Annotated in this window: 13 protein-coding genes; 6 read left to right on the top strand and 7 right to left on the bottom strand. The window is 68.6% G+C overall.

Annotation, left to right across the window (positions count from 1 at the left end):
• Positions 1–15: 15 nt before the first annotated feature.
• Positions 16–1272: a TetR/AcrR family transcriptional regulator gene (locus AC4GYY_RS03115; RefSeq protein ID WP_491118729.1), complete on the bottom strand. Its 1257-nt coding sequence runs from the start codon at positions 1270–1272 to the stop codon at positions 16–18.
• A gap of 153 nt (positions 1273–1425) precedes the next feature.
• Here AC4GYY_RS03115 and AC4GYY_RS03120 point away from each other — a divergent pair, with 153 nt between their 5' ends.
• From AC4GYY_RS03120 to AC4GYY_RS03145, 6 genes are all read left to right on the top strand, one after another.
• On the top strand, positions 1426–2736 hold the full coding sequence (locus AC4GYY_RS03120) for an acyl-CoA dehydrogenase family protein (protein WP_491118731.1): 1311 nt from the start codon (positions 1426–1428) through the stop codon (positions 2734–2736).
• Positions 2737–2783: 47 nt separating this feature from the next.
• Positions 2784–3881 (top strand): Zn-dependent alcohol dehydrogenase, encoded by a 1098-nt coding sequence (locus AC4GYY_RS03125; RefSeq protein ID WP_491118733.1) that lies wholly within the window; start codon positions 2784–2786, stop codon positions 3879–3881.
• Positions 3878–4933: a phosphotransferase family protein gene (locus AC4GYY_RS03130; protein WP_491118735.1), complete on the top strand. Its 1056-nt coding sequence runs from the start codon at positions 3878–3880 to the stop codon at positions 4931–4933. The genes AC4GYY_RS03125 and AC4GYY_RS03130 overlap by 4 nt, the downstream gene beginning before the upstream one ends.
• A 19-nt stretch (positions 4934–4952) precedes the next feature.
• Positions 4953–5717, top strand: coding sequence for an SDR family NAD(P)-dependent oxidoreductase (locus AC4GYY_RS03135; RefSeq protein WP_491118737.1), 765 nt, complete (start codon positions 4953–4955; stop codon positions 5715–5717).
• Positions 5718–5735: 18 nt separating this feature from the next.
• Complete coding sequence (locus AC4GYY_RS03140) at positions 5736–6536, top strand: SDR family NAD(P)-dependent oxidoreductase (RefSeq protein ID WP_491118739.1); 801 nt, start codon at positions 5736–5738, stop codon at positions 6534–6536.
• Between the two features lie 67 nt (positions 6537–6603).
• Positions 6604–7671, top strand: coding sequence for a catalase family protein (locus tag AC4GYY_RS03145; RefSeq protein WP_491118741.1), 1068 nt, complete (start codon positions 6604–6606; stop codon positions 7669–7671).
• Here AC4GYY_RS03145 and AC4GYY_RS03150 read toward each other — a convergent pair.
• The 6 genes from AC4GYY_RS03150 to AC4GYY_RS03175 form a co-directional block, all read right to left on the bottom strand.
• The gene (locus AC4GYY_RS03150; protein ID WP_491118743.1) at positions 7668–9485 is read right to left on the bottom strand and encodes a DUF885 domain-containing protein; all 1818 of its coding nucleotides are present in this window, start codon (positions 9483–9485) and stop codon (positions 7668–7670) included. The two genes, AC4GYY_RS03145 and AC4GYY_RS03150, sit on opposite strands and share 4 nt — an antisense overlap.
• Before the next feature lie 106 nt (positions 9486–9591).
• Positions 9592–10473, bottom strand: a complete 882-nt coding sequence (locus AC4GYY_RS03155; RefSeq protein WP_491118745.1) for an acyl-CoA thioesterase — start codon at positions 10471–10473, stop codon at positions 9592–9594.
• Between the two features lie 148 nt (positions 10474–10621).
• Positions 10622–11749 carry an acyl-CoA dehydrogenase family protein gene (locus AC4GYY_RS03160; RefSeq protein ID WP_491118747.1) on the bottom strand — a complete coding sequence of 376 codons (1128 nt, stop codon included), beginning with the start codon at positions 11747–11749 and terminating at the stop codon, positions 10622–10624.
• A 139-nt stretch (positions 11750–11888) separates the two neighbouring features.
• Entirely contained in the window at positions 11889–13076 is a 1188-nt protein-coding gene (locus AC4GYY_RS03165; RefSeq protein ID WP_491118749.1) for an acyl-CoA dehydrogenase family protein, read from the bottom strand.
• Entirely contained in the window at positions 13073–14395 is a 1323-nt protein-coding gene (locus tag AC4GYY_RS03170; RefSeq protein WP_491118751.1) for an amidase family protein, read from the bottom strand. The genes AC4GYY_RS03165 and AC4GYY_RS03170 overlap by 4 nt, the downstream gene beginning before the upstream one ends.
• The gene (locus tag AC4GYY_RS03175; protein ID WP_491118753.1) at positions 14392–16413 is read right to left on the bottom strand and encodes a 3-hydroxyacyl-CoA dehydrogenase NAD-binding domain-containing protein; all 2022 of its coding nucleotides are present in this window, start codon (positions 16411–16413) and stop codon (positions 14392–14394) included. The genes AC4GYY_RS03170 and AC4GYY_RS03175 overlap by 4 nt, the downstream gene beginning before the upstream one ends.
• Positions 16414–16494: the final 81 nt, after the last annotated feature.

Here is a 16494-nt window from a genome sequence, read left to right on the forward strand (position 1 = left end):
TGACGGCCGGATTTCCTACCTGTCGAGCGCGCGATCGTCGAACATGCCGTGAAGCAGCGTCGAAGCGTAGAGGCGGATGGCGCGCTCCCGCGGCATCGACCAGGCCCATTTGCGCATGTCGAACGCGGCGTTGAGGAAGGCCATCAGCGCCTGGCTCGCGATCAACGGATCGACCGAGCGGATCGTCCCTTCGGCGACGCCGTCCGCCATCGTTCCGGCGAAACGGCGCGCGATGCGGTTCGATCGATCGAACATCGCCTGGCGCGCCACGCCGGGCAACCCGCTGAGCGCGGTCGTGCGCAGCAATGGCGCCTTCTCCGAAAACTGCACCTCGAGAAGGGTGGCGATCGTCGTCGTCAGACGATCCCATTGCGACCCGCCGCGGTCGTCGGCGAGGCGCTGGGCGTCGGCGATTGTGTCGAAGCTGCGCTGGTAGCAGGCGATCACCAACTCGTCCTTGGCATCGAGATGGTGGTAGAAGCTGCCCTTGGTGACGTTCAGCTCGGACGCGATCCGCTGGACCGAGGCGCCGCGATAGCCGAGCTCGTTGATGAGCCTCGTCGCCGCCAGCAGGAAGGCCTCGCGTCCCGGCACCGGATCGTCGTGCGGGAGGTCGATCGGCGAAGGGTCCCATTCGGCGCCGGGCGCCCCCACGCCGCGTGCGAAGACGTCCATCAGCCGCGCCTCGACCCGGCCGTATTGATCGGGGTCGTAGCGGGGCAGCCAGGCCGGCAGCCAGAAGGTGTTCTCCAGCAACACGTGCGCGCGCGCGCCGGCGAGATCGGCGGCGGGCTTCGACAGCGATTCGCCCCACAGCGCGCGGGCGCGGCGGAACACCTCGCGCCAACGCGCCATCAGGCGGCCGCGCACGGGTTCCTCCGTCGCGCGCAGATCGGACAGGACCGCGATGTTGCGCTCCTCGCCGCGTTCGACCCTCGCCAGCCGGGCCATGTTGAGCGAGAGATAGCGCCCGACGCGCGCCTCTGGAGTCCGCTCCCGCGCCGCCTCGCCGATCATCGCCAGCAGATAGTCGAGCGTATGCTCGAAGGCGGCGGCAGCCAGATCCTCCTTCCGCTTGAAATAATAAGTGACGCTGGTGGTATTGAGCCCGACGCGCCGGGCGACGTCGGCGAAGGTCATCCCCTTCGCGCTCTGTTCGTTGATCGCGTCGGCGGCGGCGGCGAGGATCGCCTCGCGCTTCTCGCGGAAGCGGCGAGTTCCCGATTCCAGTCCGATGTCGGTGCCGGTGTCGGCGGCCGCAAGCTCCCCCATCGGCCGAGCTTAACAGCTTCGATTCGAAGGAACAGTCCCTTTTTCGACGCGGCGCGCACCTAGAGCGACCGGCCGCGTGAACTAAACTGACCGCTTTACCGAACATCCGGTACGGTCTAGGCACGGCGTCGACGAGAGAGATGGAGAGGGCAGATGGACTTCACGCTGAGCGAGCGCGAGACGTTCTTCCGTGACAGGGTGCGGCAGTTCATCGACACCGAGATCACGCCGCGCCAGGCGGACTACGACCGCCAGCATCATGAGGGCGACCCGTGGAAGGTGATCCCGGTGATCGAGGAGGTCAAGGAGAAGGCGAAGGCCGCGGGCCTCTGGAACTTCTTCATGCCGCCGCATTCGGGCCAGCAGCACGTCGACGACACGTTCGAGTTCGAGGGGACGCAGCTCACCAACCTGGAATATGCGCTGTGCGCCGAGGAGATGGGCAAGGTCGGCTGGGCGAGCGAGGTCTTCAACTGCTCCGCCCCCGACACCGGGAACATGGAGGTGCTCCACCGCTACGGCACGCGCGCGCAGAAGGACCGCTGGCTGAGGCCGCTGATGGACGGCGAGATCCGTTCGGTGTTCCTAATGACCGAGCCGGCGGTCGCCTCGTCGGACGCGACCAACATCGAGACGCGGATCGAGCGCGACGGCGAGGAATATGTCATCAACGGCCGCAAATGGTGGTCGTCGGGCGTGGGCGATCCGCGCTGCAAAATCGGCATTCTGATGGGCAAGACGAATTTCGAGGCGTCCCGCCACCAGCAGCAGAGCCAGGTCCTCGTTCCGATGGACACGCCGGGGATCAAGATCGAGCGGATGCTGTCGGTCTATGGCTACAACCACGCGCCGCACGGCCACGGCGAGGTGAGCTTCACCAATGTCCGGGTGCCGGTCGAGAACGTGCTGCTGGGCGAAGGTCGCGGGTTCGAGATCGCGCAAGGCCGGCTCGGGCCGGGTCGCATCCACCATTGCATGCGCACGATCGGGGTGGCCGAGGTCGCGCTCGAGAAGATGGCCAAGCGTCTGCTCAGCCGTGTCGCGTTCGGCAAGCGGATCTCGGACCACAGCGTCTGGGAGCAGCGCGTGGCGCAGGCCCGTATCGAGATCGAGATGACGCGGCTGCTCTGCCTCAAGGCGGCGCAGACGATGGATGCCGCCGGCAACAAGGCGGCGAGCCAGGAGATCGCGATGATCAAGGTGTTCGCGCCCAACATGGCGCTGCGCATCCTCGACGACGCGGTTCAGGCGCACGGCGGCGGCGGCGTCGCCGAGGATTACGGTCTCGCGCATGCCTGGGCCTCGCAGCGCACGCTACGGCTGGCGGACGGCCCGGACGAGGTCCACGCCCGTGCGATCGCGCGCAACGAGTTCGGCAAGTACGGCGACTGGAAGGCCGACGTGCCCGCGCGCGATCACGGCGGCCCCGCGATCTCGAGCGGCGACGTCGGCGTCAGCCGGTAATCAGGTCCGTTCCCCGGTGCGCCGGGGGCGCAATTGGGTGGGGTGACGTGAAAGCAGCCGTTCTCTTCGAAACCAAGACGCCGCTCCGGATCGAGGACGTGGCGGTCGCCAAGCCCGGTCCGCACGAGGTTCTGATCCGCACCGTCGCTTGCGGGGTGTGCCGGTCGGACCTTCACTTCGTCGACGGGCTTTATTCGCACGCGCTGCCGGCGATCCCGGGGCACGAGGCGGCGGGCGTGGTCGAGCAGGTCGGCAGCGAGGTGCGGACGGTCAAGGTCGGCGATCATGTCGTCACCTGCCTTTCCGCCTTTTGCGGTCAGTGCGAGTTCTGCGTCACCGGGCGCATGTTCCTGTGCGTCGACGGTGCGACGCGCCGCGGCAAGAAGGACAAGCCGCGCCTCTCGTTCAAGAGCAAGAAGCTCAAGGACACGCCGCTCAGCCAGATGCTGAACCTGTCGGCCTATGCCGAACAGATGCTGGTCCACGAACACGCCTGCGTCGCGATCGATCGGGACATGCCGCTCGACCGCGCCGCGCTGATCGGCTGCGCGGTGACGACGGGGGCGGGGGCGGTGTTCAACGTCAACGACGTGACGCCCGGCGAGACCGTCTGCGTCGTCGGCTGCGGGGGGATCGGCCTCGCCGCGGTCAATGCCGCCAAAATCGCCGGCGCTGGCAAGATCATCGCGGTCGATCCGGTCGCGGAGAAGCGCGCGATCGCGGAGAAGCTGGGCGCGACCCATTCGGTCGACGCGATGAGTGAGACCGCGGTCGACGAGGTGGTCGAGATCTCGAAGGGCGGCGTCCACCATGCGATCGAGGCGGTCGGGCGCGTGGCCTCGGCCCAGACGACGGTGCGCGTCCTGCGCCGCGGCGGCACCGCGACGATCCTGGGGATGCTGCCGACGGACGAGGTCGCGAGCCTGTCGGCGATCGACCTGCTTTCCGGCAAGCGGCTCCAGGGCGGTCTGATGGGCTACAACCGCTTCCCCGTCGACATCCCCCGGCTGGTCGACTTCTACCAGCGCGGACTGCTCGACCTCGACACGATCATTGCCGAGCGACTGCCGCTCGAGAAGATCAACCATGCGTTCGACGAACTCCGCAAGGGCGACGCGACGCGCAGCGTGATCACCTTCGCATGACCGACTCCAGCCTCCAGGACGAGATCGCCGAGCGCGACCGGCTCGATACCGATCGGCTCTCGGCGTGGATGTCGGCGAACGTCCCCGGCTTCGCGGGGCCGCTGACCTACGCCAAGTTCGCGGGTGGGCAATCGAACCCGACCTACAAGTTGATGACGCCGGGCGCGAACTACGTCCTGCGCCGCAAGCCGATGGGCGAGCTGCTGCCGAGCGCCCATCAGGTCGACCGCGAATACCGGGTGATGGCGGCGCTCCATCCCACCGGCTTCCCGGTGCCGCGCCAGTACGGGCTGTGCCAGGACGATGGCGTGATCGGCTCCGCATTCTACGTCATGGAGATGGTCGACGGGCGGACGATCTGGGACGGGACGATGCCAGATCTCACCCCGGACCAGCGCCGCGACCATTATCACGCGATGATCGACGTGCTCGCCGATCTCCACAACACCGATCACGAGGCGATCGGCCTCGGCGATTTCGGGCGGCCGGGCAATTACTTCGAGCGGCAGGTAAGCCGCTGGACCAAACAGTATCGCGGCGCCGAGACCGAGCACATGCCGGCGATGGAGCGACTGATCGAGTGGCTGCCGCGGACGATGCCCGAGCAGTCGCGGACCTCGATCGTCCACGGCGACTACCGCGTCGACAACATGAAGTTCGCGCCCGGCACCCAGCCGCGCGTCTCGGCGGTGCTCGACTGGGAGCTCTGCACCCTGGGCGATCCGACGGCGGACCTGACCTACTATCTGATGAGCTGGGTGACCGTGCCCGAGGGCCGATCGGGCGTGATGGGGCGGACAGGCCCGGAGACGGGCATTCCGACGCTGGAGGAGATGGTGGCCCGCTATTGTGCCCGCACGGGCCGCGACGGCCTGCCGCAGCTCGACTGGTACTTCGCCTTCAATCTCTTCCGGCTCGCGTCGATCGTCCAGGGCATCAAGAAGCGTTTCCTGATCGGCACGGCGTCGAACGCGCGCGCCCAGGAGACGAGTGCGCGGGTGCCGATGCTGGCGGACGCGGCGTGGGGATTTGCCGAGAAGGCGGGCGCTTAGCCGCCGAGGAGGGGAACGGATGTCGCTGTTCGATCTGACCGGGAAGGTCGTCCTCATTACCGGATCGTCGCGCGGTATCGGTCTCGCCTCCGCGATCGCCTGCGCCGAGCAGGGGGCCAAGGTGGTGATCTCCAGTCGCAAGCAGGATGCGTGCGACGCAGTGGCGGCGGACATCAACGCGCGCTTCGGGGATGGCACCGCGATCGCGGTCGCCGCGAACATCTCCGACAAGGCGGGGCTCCAGGCGTTGGTCGACGCGACCCGCGCCGCTTTCGGTCAGATCGACTGCCTCGTCTGCAACGCCGCCTCGAACCCCTATTACGGCCCGCAAGAAGGGATCGCGGACGAGCAGTTCCGCAAGATCCTCGACAACAACATCGTCTCCAACCACTGGCTGATCTCGATGGTCGCGCCCGAGATGCGCGAGCGCGGGGAGGGGAGCATCGTCATCGTCTCCTCGATCGGCGGCCTGCGCGGCTCGACGGTGATCGGGGCCTATTGCATCTCCAAGGCGGCGGACATGCAGCTCGCGCGCAACCTGGCGCACGAGTACGGACCGCACGGCGTCAGGGTGAACTGCATCGCGCCCGGGTTGATCCGAACCGACTTCGCCAAGGCACTGCTGGAGGATGAGGCGCTGCTCGCGCGGCGCGAGGCGACGACCCCGTTGCGCCGGATCGGTGAGCCGGATGAGATCGCCGGCGCGGTCGTCTATCTCGCCGCGCCGGCGAGCGCGTTCATGACCGGGCAGACGCTGGTGATCGACGGCGGCGTGACGATCTGACGGATCGAGGGAGTGGGTATGGGCAGGTTCACCGACAAGTCGATCATCGTCACCGGCGGCGGCTCGGGAATCGGGCGCGCGGCGTCGATCCTATTCGCGGCCGAAGGCGGTAAGGTGGTCGTCGCCGACAAGACCGCAGCGGCGCACGAGACCGTCAAGGCGATCACCGACACCGGCGGAGCGGCGGTGGCGATCGAGATGGACGCCGGGCTCGAGGAGGACGTGATCCGCACCGTCCAGCTCGCCGTCGAGACATTCGGCGGCGTCGACATCGCCTTCGCCAATGCGGGGATTTCCGGCGGGATGGCGAACATCTTCGACACCGACGTGGCGCTGATCACCGAGGTGCTGCGGGTCAACCTTATCGGCCCGTATCTGATGATCAAGCACGCCTCTCCGAAGATCGCGGAGCGGGGCGGCGGCGCGATCGTATTGACCGCCAGCGTCGCCGGCATCCGCTCGGGTGCCGGATCGCCCGCTTACTCGGCGTCGAAGGCGGGGGTGATCAATCTGGCGATGACTTCGGCGCAGCAGCTCTCGGGCTCCAACGTCCGCGTCAACGCGCTCTGTCCCGGGCTGACCGAGACGGGGATGACCAAGCCGACCTTCGACTACGCGCGCGAGGCGGGGAAGATGGACCGGGTCGGCCGTTTAAACCCGCTGCGCCGCGGCGCGCAGCCCGAGGAGTTGGCGAAGGCCGCGCTGTTCCTCGCCTCTGACGACGCCAGCTATGTCAACGGTCAAGCGCTGGCGGTCGACGGCGGGCTATCGTCGAGTCACCCGGTGACCAAGCAGGAGTATGGACGCACCGCGGTGTAGCGTCCGCATCCGGACCGGAACGGGGAAGGGGCGGGCAGGTTCTCTCTGCACCCCGCAGGAGAATCGCATGACCCCGCCCATCCGCTACTCGCCCGACCTCGAAGAGGTTCGCCCCGACGAGGCGGAGATGATCGAGGGGCTGAAGGACACGTTCGACACGATCCTGGAGACGACCAGCAGCGACTACGGCCACGCCGTGCGCGCGGTCCATGCCAAGGCGCATGCGATCCTCGAAGGAACGCTGACGATCGATGCCGACCTGCCGCCCGAACTGGCGCAGGGGTTGTTCGCGACGCCTGGCGAGCACAAGGTCTACATGCGCTTCTCGACCAATCCAGGCGACATCCTGAACGATGCCGTGTCGCTGCCGCGTGGGCTGGCGATCAAGGTGCTCGACGTCGACGGCGAGCGGCTGCCGGGGGCGGAAGGGCGGACGCAGGACTTCATCATGGTCAACGGGCGGCGTTTCCAGGCGCCCGACACCGCGCACTTCCTCAAGAACCTGAAGCTGCTCGCGCGGACGACCGACAAGGCCGAATGGGCGAAGGTGGCGCTGGCCAAGGTGCTGACGGGGCTCAACGTCGCGCTGTCGGCGGTCGGTGTCGAGAGCGCCGCGATCCAGTCGCTCGGCGGCGCGCCGCAGTCCGATCCCGTTGGCGAGAGTTACGCCAGCCTGACGCCGTTCCGCTTCGGCGATCACATCGCTCAGTTCGGGCTGAAGCCGCTCGCGCCTGCCCTGAAGGCCCGCGCGGGCGAGATCCTCGACCTTGACGGCGATCCGAACGGCATCCGCCGGATCGTGCGCGGGGAGTTGCAGGAGATCGCCGGCGAATGGGAGTTCTGCGTCCAGCTCTGCCGCGATCTCGCCAAGCAGCCGATCGATGACCCGACGGTCGAATGGAAGGAGGACGATACGCCCTGGCAGCGCGTCGGCTTGCTCCGCACCGCGCCGCAGGACAGCTGGGACGAGACGCGGGTGAAGCAGGTCGACGAGGGCATGCGGTTCAGCATCTGGACCGGGCTGACGGCGCACCGCCCGCTCGGCAACATCAACCGTGCCCGGCGCGAGGTGTACCAGCATTCCGCCGATTACCGCGCGCGGTTCAACGGCTGCCCACTGCACGAGCCCGCCTAAGCGGCGGACCAGCGCTCCACGACCTTGGCCAGCACGCCGAGCGGAACGCCGCCGGTCTGCACCACGGTATCGTTGAACCCGCGCCCGTCGTAGCGCGCGCCCATCCGCGCCTTGGCCGCCGCGCGCAGCCGGTTGATCTCGTTGTGGCCGGTCTTGTAGCCGAGCGCCTGGCCGGGCCAGATGCAATAGCGGTTCAGTTCCGAGCGCGTCTGGCTCTCGGTATAGCCGGTGGTCTCGCGGAAGAATTTTGCCGCCTGCGCCATCGTCCAGCGCTTGTGGTGAAGTCCGGTGTCGACCACCAGCCGCGCGGCGCGGAAGGTCATCGACTGAAGATAGCCGATGCGGCCGAGCGGGTCCCCTTCGTAGAAGCCGAGTTCGTCGCCGATCTGCTCGGCGTAGAGCCCCCAGCCTTCGCTATAGGCGTTGAAGCTCAGAAGGGTGCGGATCAGCGGGAGATCGAAGGTGTATTCGCCCTGCCAGATGTGGCCGGGGATGCCCTCGTGGAAGGTCAGCGTCGGCAGCGCATAGCGCGGCCAGATGTCGGTGTCCTTGAGGTTGATGTAGTAATAGCCGGGCGTCTTGCCGTCGAGCGAGCCGGGACCCGCATAGCCGTTGGGCGCGCCGTCCTGGATCGCGGGCGGCACGCGGCGGATCTCCAGATTGCCGCGGACGAGCTTGCCGAAGGCGGTCGGGAGCCGGGGGCGGAGCTTCGCGACGATCTGGTTGAGGTAGGCAAGCAGCTCGGCGCGGCCGGCGTCGGTGTTGGGGAAGAGCAGGTCGGGGCGCTTGCCGAGCGCGGCCATCCGCTCGCCCGCGGTCCCTTGCGTCAGACCCTGCGCGCGGAGGAGGGGATCGACCTCGGCGGCGAGGGCGCGGCATTGCTCCAGCCCGGCTTGGTGGATCTCCTCGGGCGAGCGCTTGGTGGTGGTCGCGGCCTCGACCAGCCAGGCGTAGCGATCGGCGGCGTCGGGCATCGTCCACATGCCGGGGGTGTCGCTCGCCTTCGCGCGCTCGGCGGCGAGCGCCTCGGCCTGCCTATCGAGCGCCGGTGCGACCCGTTCGGTCGACAGGCGCTCGGCGCGCGCCTGCCAGTCGCCCGACAGCCCGGTCTTGCGGGTCTTTTCGCCGAACGCGGTGACAAGGCTCCACTGCGCCACCGGCTGCGCGGCGGCGGTGCGGAGCTGGTTGGCGGCGATGTCGTTGAGGAACCCGGGCAGCCGCACGCCGGCCGTCGCGTCGGCGCGCAGCCGTGCGGTTTCAGCGTCGAGTTCGGCCGCATAGGCTTCAATGCGGGCCAGATAGGCCTCGGCGTCGGCGGCGGTGTCGACGCGGTGTTTCGTTTCGAGCAGGTCGGGGACGTCGACGAACGCGCCGGAGCCGGCGCTGACGACATAAGGCGTATTGCGGAACCCATTCGCCGATAGGAACGCCATGTCGCCGACCGGCATCCGCTTCCATCCATCGACCGCAATGCGGAACGCCTCGGTCGCGACATCGACGTGGAGCGCGACAGGGGCGGACAGCGGCCTGCGATCGATCGCGCGGAGTTGGGCCAAGCGCCGCGCGCCGTCGGCGGCGCGGGCGTGTTCGGCGGCGGGAGACTTGTCGCTGAGCTTCGACTTGAGCGCCGCTCGCGCGCCGGTGTCGATCCCGAGATTGGCGGCGTTCTCGGGATAGGCGACGAGCAGCGCCTCCGCCGTCGCGTTGAGCAACCGCATCGCCGCCGCGTCGCCGGACGCCTGCGCGTTGAGGGGCAGCGGGAGCAGCGCGCTCGCCGCGGTGCCGGCGAGGAAGGTGCGGCGGTCGATCGTCATGAGCGTCTCGGAAACAAGGGTCGCAAACCCTAACCGTTCGTGCCGAGCGAAGTCGAGGCACCGCGCGTGGCGTGTCCCTCGACTTCGCTCGGGACGAACGGAGGGGTCAGTCCTTCGGCTTGCGCAGCCGGATCAGGCCTTCCTGGGCGACGCTCGCCACGAGGCGACCGTCCTGCGTGAAGATCGTCCCGCGATTCATGCCCCTGCCGCCGCCGCTCCATGGGCTGTCGGTCGCGTAGAGCAGCCATTCGTCCGCGCGGAACGGCTCGTGGATCCACAGCGCATGGTCGAGACTGGCGGTCTGCATCCCCTTCGTCGTCCAGTTGACGCCGTGCGGCAGCATCGAGGTGCCCATCAGTGCCATGTCGCTGGCGTAGGCGAGGACGGCGCGGTGCATCGCCGGATCGTCGGGCAAGGGGGCGACCGCGCGGAACCAGCTGTGCTGGAGCGGTGCGGTCGGCTTCGGCTCGAACCATTTGCGCGGATAGGCGGGGCGAATCTCGATGGGGCGGGGCCGGGTGACGTGGCTGCGCTGCGGCTCGGGCAGGTTCACCGACTCGCGCGCGCGGATCTGCGCCTCGCTCTCCAGCGTCTCGGGGGCAGGGACGTCGGGCATCGCATCCTGGTGGTGGAAGCCGTCCTCGGGGCTCTGGAACGAAGCCGCCATGTTGAGGATCGGCTGGCCGCGCTGCATCGCAATCACCCGCCGGGTCGCGAACGACTTGCCGTCGAAATCGCGGACGACGCGGTAGACGATCGGGTGATCCTCGCTGCCGGCGCGCATGAAATAGGCGTGGAGCGAGTGTGCGACCTTGGATTCCTCGGTCGAGCGCTGCGCCGCCTGAAGCGCCTGCGCGATCACCTGCCCGCCGAAGACGCGGCCGACCCCGCCGGTCGAGCGGCGGCCGCGAAACAGGTCGGTGTCGATCTCCTCCACGTCGAGGAGCGAGACGAGATCGGCGACGAGCGCGGCGGGGGTGGTCATCATAAAAAAATCCTCCCCGGGACGGGGAGGGGGACCATGCGAAGCATGGTGGAGGGGGTTCTCCACCGGCGAGTCGCTTGGGGATAGCCCCCCTCCACCATTCGCTGAATGCTCATGGTCCCCCTCCCCGTGCCGGGGAGGATTTCGTGAATCAATACCCCGCCGCCTTGGCGAGTTTGTCCGCATGGAAGTTGCTGTCGCCGAACAGCTCGGCGAGCACGCGCTGGCGCTTCATGTAAAAGCCGATGTCGTATTCGTCGGTCATGCCGATGCCGCCGTGCATCTGCACGCCCTCCTGCACCGCGAGCATCGTCGCCATCCCCGTCATCGCCTTGGCGACCGAGACGGCGGCGTCGGCCTTCTCATCGCCCGCATCGAGCAGCTGTTGCGCCTTGAGAACCGCGGCACGCGCGACCTCCATCTCCGCATAGAGGTGCGCGGCGCGGTGCTGGAGCGCCTGGAAGCTCCCGATCAGCGTCCCGAACTGCTTGCGCTCCTTGAGGTAGCGGACCGTCATGTCCATCGCCCCGCCGCCGACGCCGAGCATCTCGGCGGCGGCGCCGGTCCGGCCGGCGCGGAGCAGGCGGTTGAGCGGATCGCGGCCCGCGTCGACCTCGCCGATCACCGCGTCGGCGTCGACCTCGACCCCGTCGAACGCGATCCGCGCGGCGAGGCTGGCGTCGGCGAGGCGCTCGGGCGTCGCGGTCAGGCCGGGGGCGTCCTTGGGGACGGCGAACAGCGTGACTCCGGCCTCGTCGTCGGGCGAGCCGGCGGTGCGCGCGGCGACGATCAGCAGGTCCGCGACATGGCCGTGCGCGACGAACTGCTTCTTGCCCGAGAGCTTGAAGCCGTTGCCCGATCGCTCCGCCTTGAGCGCGACGGTGTCGCGATGCTTCGCGCCCTCGTCGATCGCGAGCGCGGCGACGGTCTCGCCGGCGACGATGCCGGGGAACCACCGCTCGGCATGGGCGGTCCCCTTGAGCGCCTCGACCGCGGCGACGGCGGTGGTGAGGAACGGCGAGGGCGACAGGTTGCGCCCGATCTCCTCGAGCACCACGCCCGCCTCGACATGGCCGAGCCCCAGGCCCCCCGCGTCCTCGCCGATCAGGATGCCGGTGAAGCCCATTTCGGCGAACTGCTTCCAGGCGTCGCGGCTGAAGCCGGTCGCATCCTTGTCGTCGCGCAGCTTGCGCATGTGCGAGGGCGGCAACTGCTCGCCGATGAAGTCCCGCGCGGAGTCGCGGAGCATCGTCTGGTCGTCGTTGAGGTAGAGAGGCATTCTTCTTCCTTCTTCTCCCTCTCCCCTTCAGGGGAGAGGGTCGGGGAGAGGGGCAGTGCAGACCATCATCGGTCTCGCACTGCCCCTCTCCCGCCTTCGCTTCGCTCGGCACCCTCTCCCGCAAGCGGGGAGAGGGAAATCAGGCGGGCAGCTCCAGGATGCGCTTGGCGACGATGTTGAGCTGGACCTCGCTCGTCCCGCCCTCGATCGAATTGGCCTTGGTGCGCAGCCAGGCGCGCGCCTCGCGGCCGCCGTTGGTGCGCTCGCTCTCCCATTCGAGCTCGTCCGAGCCGCCCGCCGCCATCATCAGCTCGTAGCGGCTCTTGTTCAGCTCGGTCCCGTAATACTTCATCATGCTCGGCTGCGCGGGATGCGCGCGACCGGCCTTGAGCTCGTCGATGAAGCGCTCGCTCTGCGCCGCGAACGCCTTGGCGCGGACCTCGAACGCGGCGATCTGCGCGCGGAGCAGCGGATCGGCGAGGCGGCCGTCGTGGTCGACCCCGATCGTCGCCAGCGCGCCCTCGACCAGCGGGTTCTTGCCGCTCGTGCCGCCCAGGCCCATCCCCGAGATCATCTCGCGCTCGTGCCCGAGCAGGTACTTCGCCACGTCCCAGCCCTTGTTGAGCTCGCCGACGAGGTTCTCCTTGGGAACCTTCACATTGTCGAAGAACGTCTCGCAGAACGGCGAATAGCCGCTGATCAGCAGGATCGGCTTGGTCGAGACGCCGGGCGTCCGCATGTCGAACAGGACGAAGCTGATGCCCTTGTGCTTGTCCGTCTTGTCGGTGCGGACGAGGCAGAAGATCCAGTCCGCCTTGTCGGCGTAGCTGGTCCAGACCTTCTGGCCGTTGACCAGGAAGTGATCGCCCTTGTCCTCCGCGGACGTGGCGAGGCTGGCGAGGTCGGAGCCGGCGTTCGGTTCCGAATAGCCCTGGCACCAGCGGATCTCGCCGCGCGCGATCTCGGGCAGGAAGCGCGTCTTCTGCGCCTCGGTGCCGTACTTCAGGAGCGCCGGCCCGAGCATCGAGATCCCGAACGAGTTGAGCGGATTGCGCGCGCGGATCGCGTGCATCTCCTCGCGCAGGATCTTGGTTTCGGCCGGGCTGAGCCCGCCGCCGCCGTATTCCTTGGGCCAGTCGGGCACGGTCCAGCCGCGCGAGGCCATCGCGTCCATCCACGCTTTCTGCGGCGGCGACATGTCGCTCTGGTCGCGCCCGCCCCACACCGCATCCTTGTCGGTGCGTACGGGCTGGCGCATCTCGGGCGGGCAGTTGGCTTCGAGCCAGGCTCGCGTCTCGGTGCGGAAGGTGTCGAGGTCGGTCATCACTTGCTCTCCATGAGCTGGTGGACGTGGCGCGCGCCAACGAGGGCGGTGCGATCGGCGTAGAGGTCGGCGATCACCTGGACTCCGATCGGCAACCCGTCGCCGTCGCGCCCGATCGGCACGCTGGTCGCGGGCAGCATCGGGAAGGTGGCGAGGCCGGGGAAGTTGAACTGGTGGAGGAAGGCCGTGTCCTCCCCGTCGATGTCGAGCCGTCGCTGCGCGAGCGGGGTGTCGTCGTGCGGGAAGGCGGTCATGCCCACGGTCGGCGCGATCACCAGGTCGTAGATCTCGAACAGCCGCCGCCATTGCCGCTGGATGCGGGCCTGCTCGTCATGGAGGTGGAGCCAGGTGGCGAGGGTCGGCTGGACGCGGTCGGGCGGCTGCGGGCCGCGGACCGACATGGCGATGTTGAGCATCTGCTCATAACCCGCCGACTGGCGGTCGAGATCGGGCAGCAGCTCGGTCTCGCGATCGACGGTGTGGCCCGCGGCGACGAGGCGCTCGCCGAGCGTGTCGAGCGCGGCGACGATCGCGCGCTGGACCGCCGCCTTGGGATGGCCGGTCATCAGCAGCACGCGGTAGCGGCCGGGCTGGTGCTGCCGGGCCGGCGCGAGCGGATGGTCGGCGACGATCTCGAGCGCCGCCTCGAGGTCGTCGGGGTCGCGTGCCAGCGGCCCGATCACCGACAGGACCGAACGCGCGAAGTCGGTGCCGGGAAAGGAATGGCCGTCGGTCGGCAGCACGCCCCAGGTCGGCTTGTGCCCCCAGACGCCGTTGAATGCGGCGGGGACACGGATCGAGCCGCCGATGTCCGAGCCGAACTCGAGCGGCACCATGCCGGCGGCGAGCGCGACCGCCGAGCCGCCGGACGAGCCGCCGGCGACGCGATCGGGGTGGTGCGCGTTGCGGGTACGACCGTAGATCGGGTTGTTCGACTGGATGTCGGCGAGCATCGGCGGGACGTTGGTCTTGCCGAGCACGATCGCGCCGGCAGCCTTGAGCCGCCGTACCGCGACCGCATCCTCCTTCGCGACGAACCCGCTGAACGGCGGCATGCCGAAGGTCGTGGGCAGCCCGGCGACGTCGAAGCTCTCCTTGATCGTCATCGGCACGCCGAGCAGCGGCGCGTCGAAGCCGGCGGCGATCCGCGCATCGAGGTCCCGCGCCGCCGCTCGCGCCCGCCCGAAATCGCGCACGACCACCGCGTTGAGCGCGCCGTCGCGCGCCTCGATCCGGGCGATCGCCGCCTCGGTCTCGGCTAGCGCGGTCGTCTCGCCGGAGCGGACCGCGGCGGCGGTGGCGAGGGCGGAGCGCTCGGTCACTTGATGTCGCCGGCCTTCAGCGTCTTCGCCACCGCAAACCCGTGCTTCTCCAGCCCGGCCACGACCTTGTCATAGCCTTCGGTCTTCGCCCAGAACATCGGCCCGCCGCGATAGACCGGCCAGCCGTAGCCGTAGATCCACACCACATCGATGTCGCTCGCGCGCTGCGCCTTGCCTTCCTCCAGGATCAGCGCGCCCTCGTTCACCATCGGGTAGAGCGTGCGCTCGACGATCTCCTGATCGGTGATCTCGCGCTTTGGCAGGTTCGATTTGGAGCGGAAGTCCTCGATGATCTCGGCCGCGCGAGGCGAGGGGGTCGGATTGCGCTTCTCGTCGTAATCGTAATACCCCGCGCCCTTCTTCTGCCCCCAGCGCCCCTCGGCGGCGAGCGCGTCGCGGATGCTTTCGATCCGCGTCGGGTCGCGGTGCCAGCCGATGTCGACGCCGGCGAGATCGGCCATCTGGAACGGCCCCATCGGCATGCCGAAGTCGACATGGACCTTGTCGATCTGCTGCGGCGTCGCACCTTCCATGAGGAGCTTGTTCGCCTCGACCTGGCGGGGCATCAGCATCCGGTTGCCGATGAAGCCGTGGGTGACGCCCGCGACCACGGCGACCTTCCTGATCTTCTTGGCGAGCGCCATGACGGTGGCGAGCACGTCCTTGGCGGTCTTCTCGCCACGGACGACCTCGAGCAGCTTCATGACGTTGGCGGGCGAGAAGAAGTGCATGCCTAGCACGTCCGCCGGCCGCTTCGTCGACGCCGCGATCTCGTCGACGTTGAGGTAACTGGTGTTCGATGCGAGGATCGCGCCCGGCTTGCAGATCGCGTCGAGCTTGCCGAACAGCTCCTTCTTCACGTCCATGTTCTCGTAGACCGCCTCGATCACGAGATCGCAGTCGGCGAGATCATCGAGGCTGAGGGTCGGGGTCAGCAGCCCCATCGCCTTTTCCGGCGCATCGGGCTTGATCCGGCCCTTGGCGGCGGACGCCTCGTAGTTCTTGCGCATCACGCCGGTGCCGCGATCGAGCGCGTCCTGCTGCATCTCGACGATGGTGACGGGGATGCCTGCCGACAGGAAGTTCATGCTGATCCCGCCGCCCATCGTGCCGGCGCCGATCACGCCGACGCGGTTGATCGGGCGCAGCGGGGTCGTCGGGTCGATGCCGTCGATCTTCGCGGCCTGACGCTCGGCGAAGAAAAGGTGGCGCTGGGCTGCGGACTGGGTGCCGCCCATCAGCTTCATGAACTCGGCGCGCTCGAACGCCATGCCCTCGTCGAAGGGGAGCTCGCTCGCGGCGACGACGCACGCGATGTTCGCGGCGGGGGCGTCGAAGCCGCGCATCTTCTTGCCGTTGGCCTTCTTGAACGCTTCGACCGCCTCGGGATCGGGGGCGACGGTCTTGTCGCGGACGCGGGGGATCGGGCGTTTGTCGGCGATCTCGCGCGCGAAGGCGATCGCGTCTGCCTCGAGGCTGTCCTCGCCGACGACGCGGTCGACCAGCCCGATCTCGGCCGCCTTCTTCGCCGGCACCGGATCGCCGATCGCGACCATCTCGATCGCCGCCTTGACCCCGACGATGCGCGGCAGCCGCTGCGTCCCGCCGGCGCCGGGGAGCAGCCCCAGCTTGACCTCGGGCAGGCCCATCACCGCCGACGGAACCGCGACGCGGTAGTGGCAGGCGAGCGCGACCTCGCAGCCGCCGCCCAGCGCGGTGCCGTGGATCGCGGCGACGATCGGCTTGTCGCTCGCATCCATCATGTCGATGACTTCGTGGAGCGACGCGCCCTTGGGCGGCTTGCCGAATTCGGTGATGTCGGCCCCGGCGAAGAAGGTGCGGCCGTCGCAGCGGATCACCATCGCCTTGACGCTCGCGTCGGCGATCCCCTGCTTGACCCCCGCCTCCAGCCCGTCGCGCACGCCTGCGCCGAGGGCGTTCACCGGCGGCGAATCGGAGATGATGACGAGGATGTCGCCGTGGCGTTCGGTGCGGACGGGGGAGGGGGCGTCGGTCATGTTGGCTCCAGTTCAAAGTCCGTTCGTGTCGAGCGAAGTCGAGACACGAGGCGCGCTCCGAACGTCCCTCGACTTCGCTCG

The organism is Sphingomonas sp. SP6 (assembly GCF_058313435.1).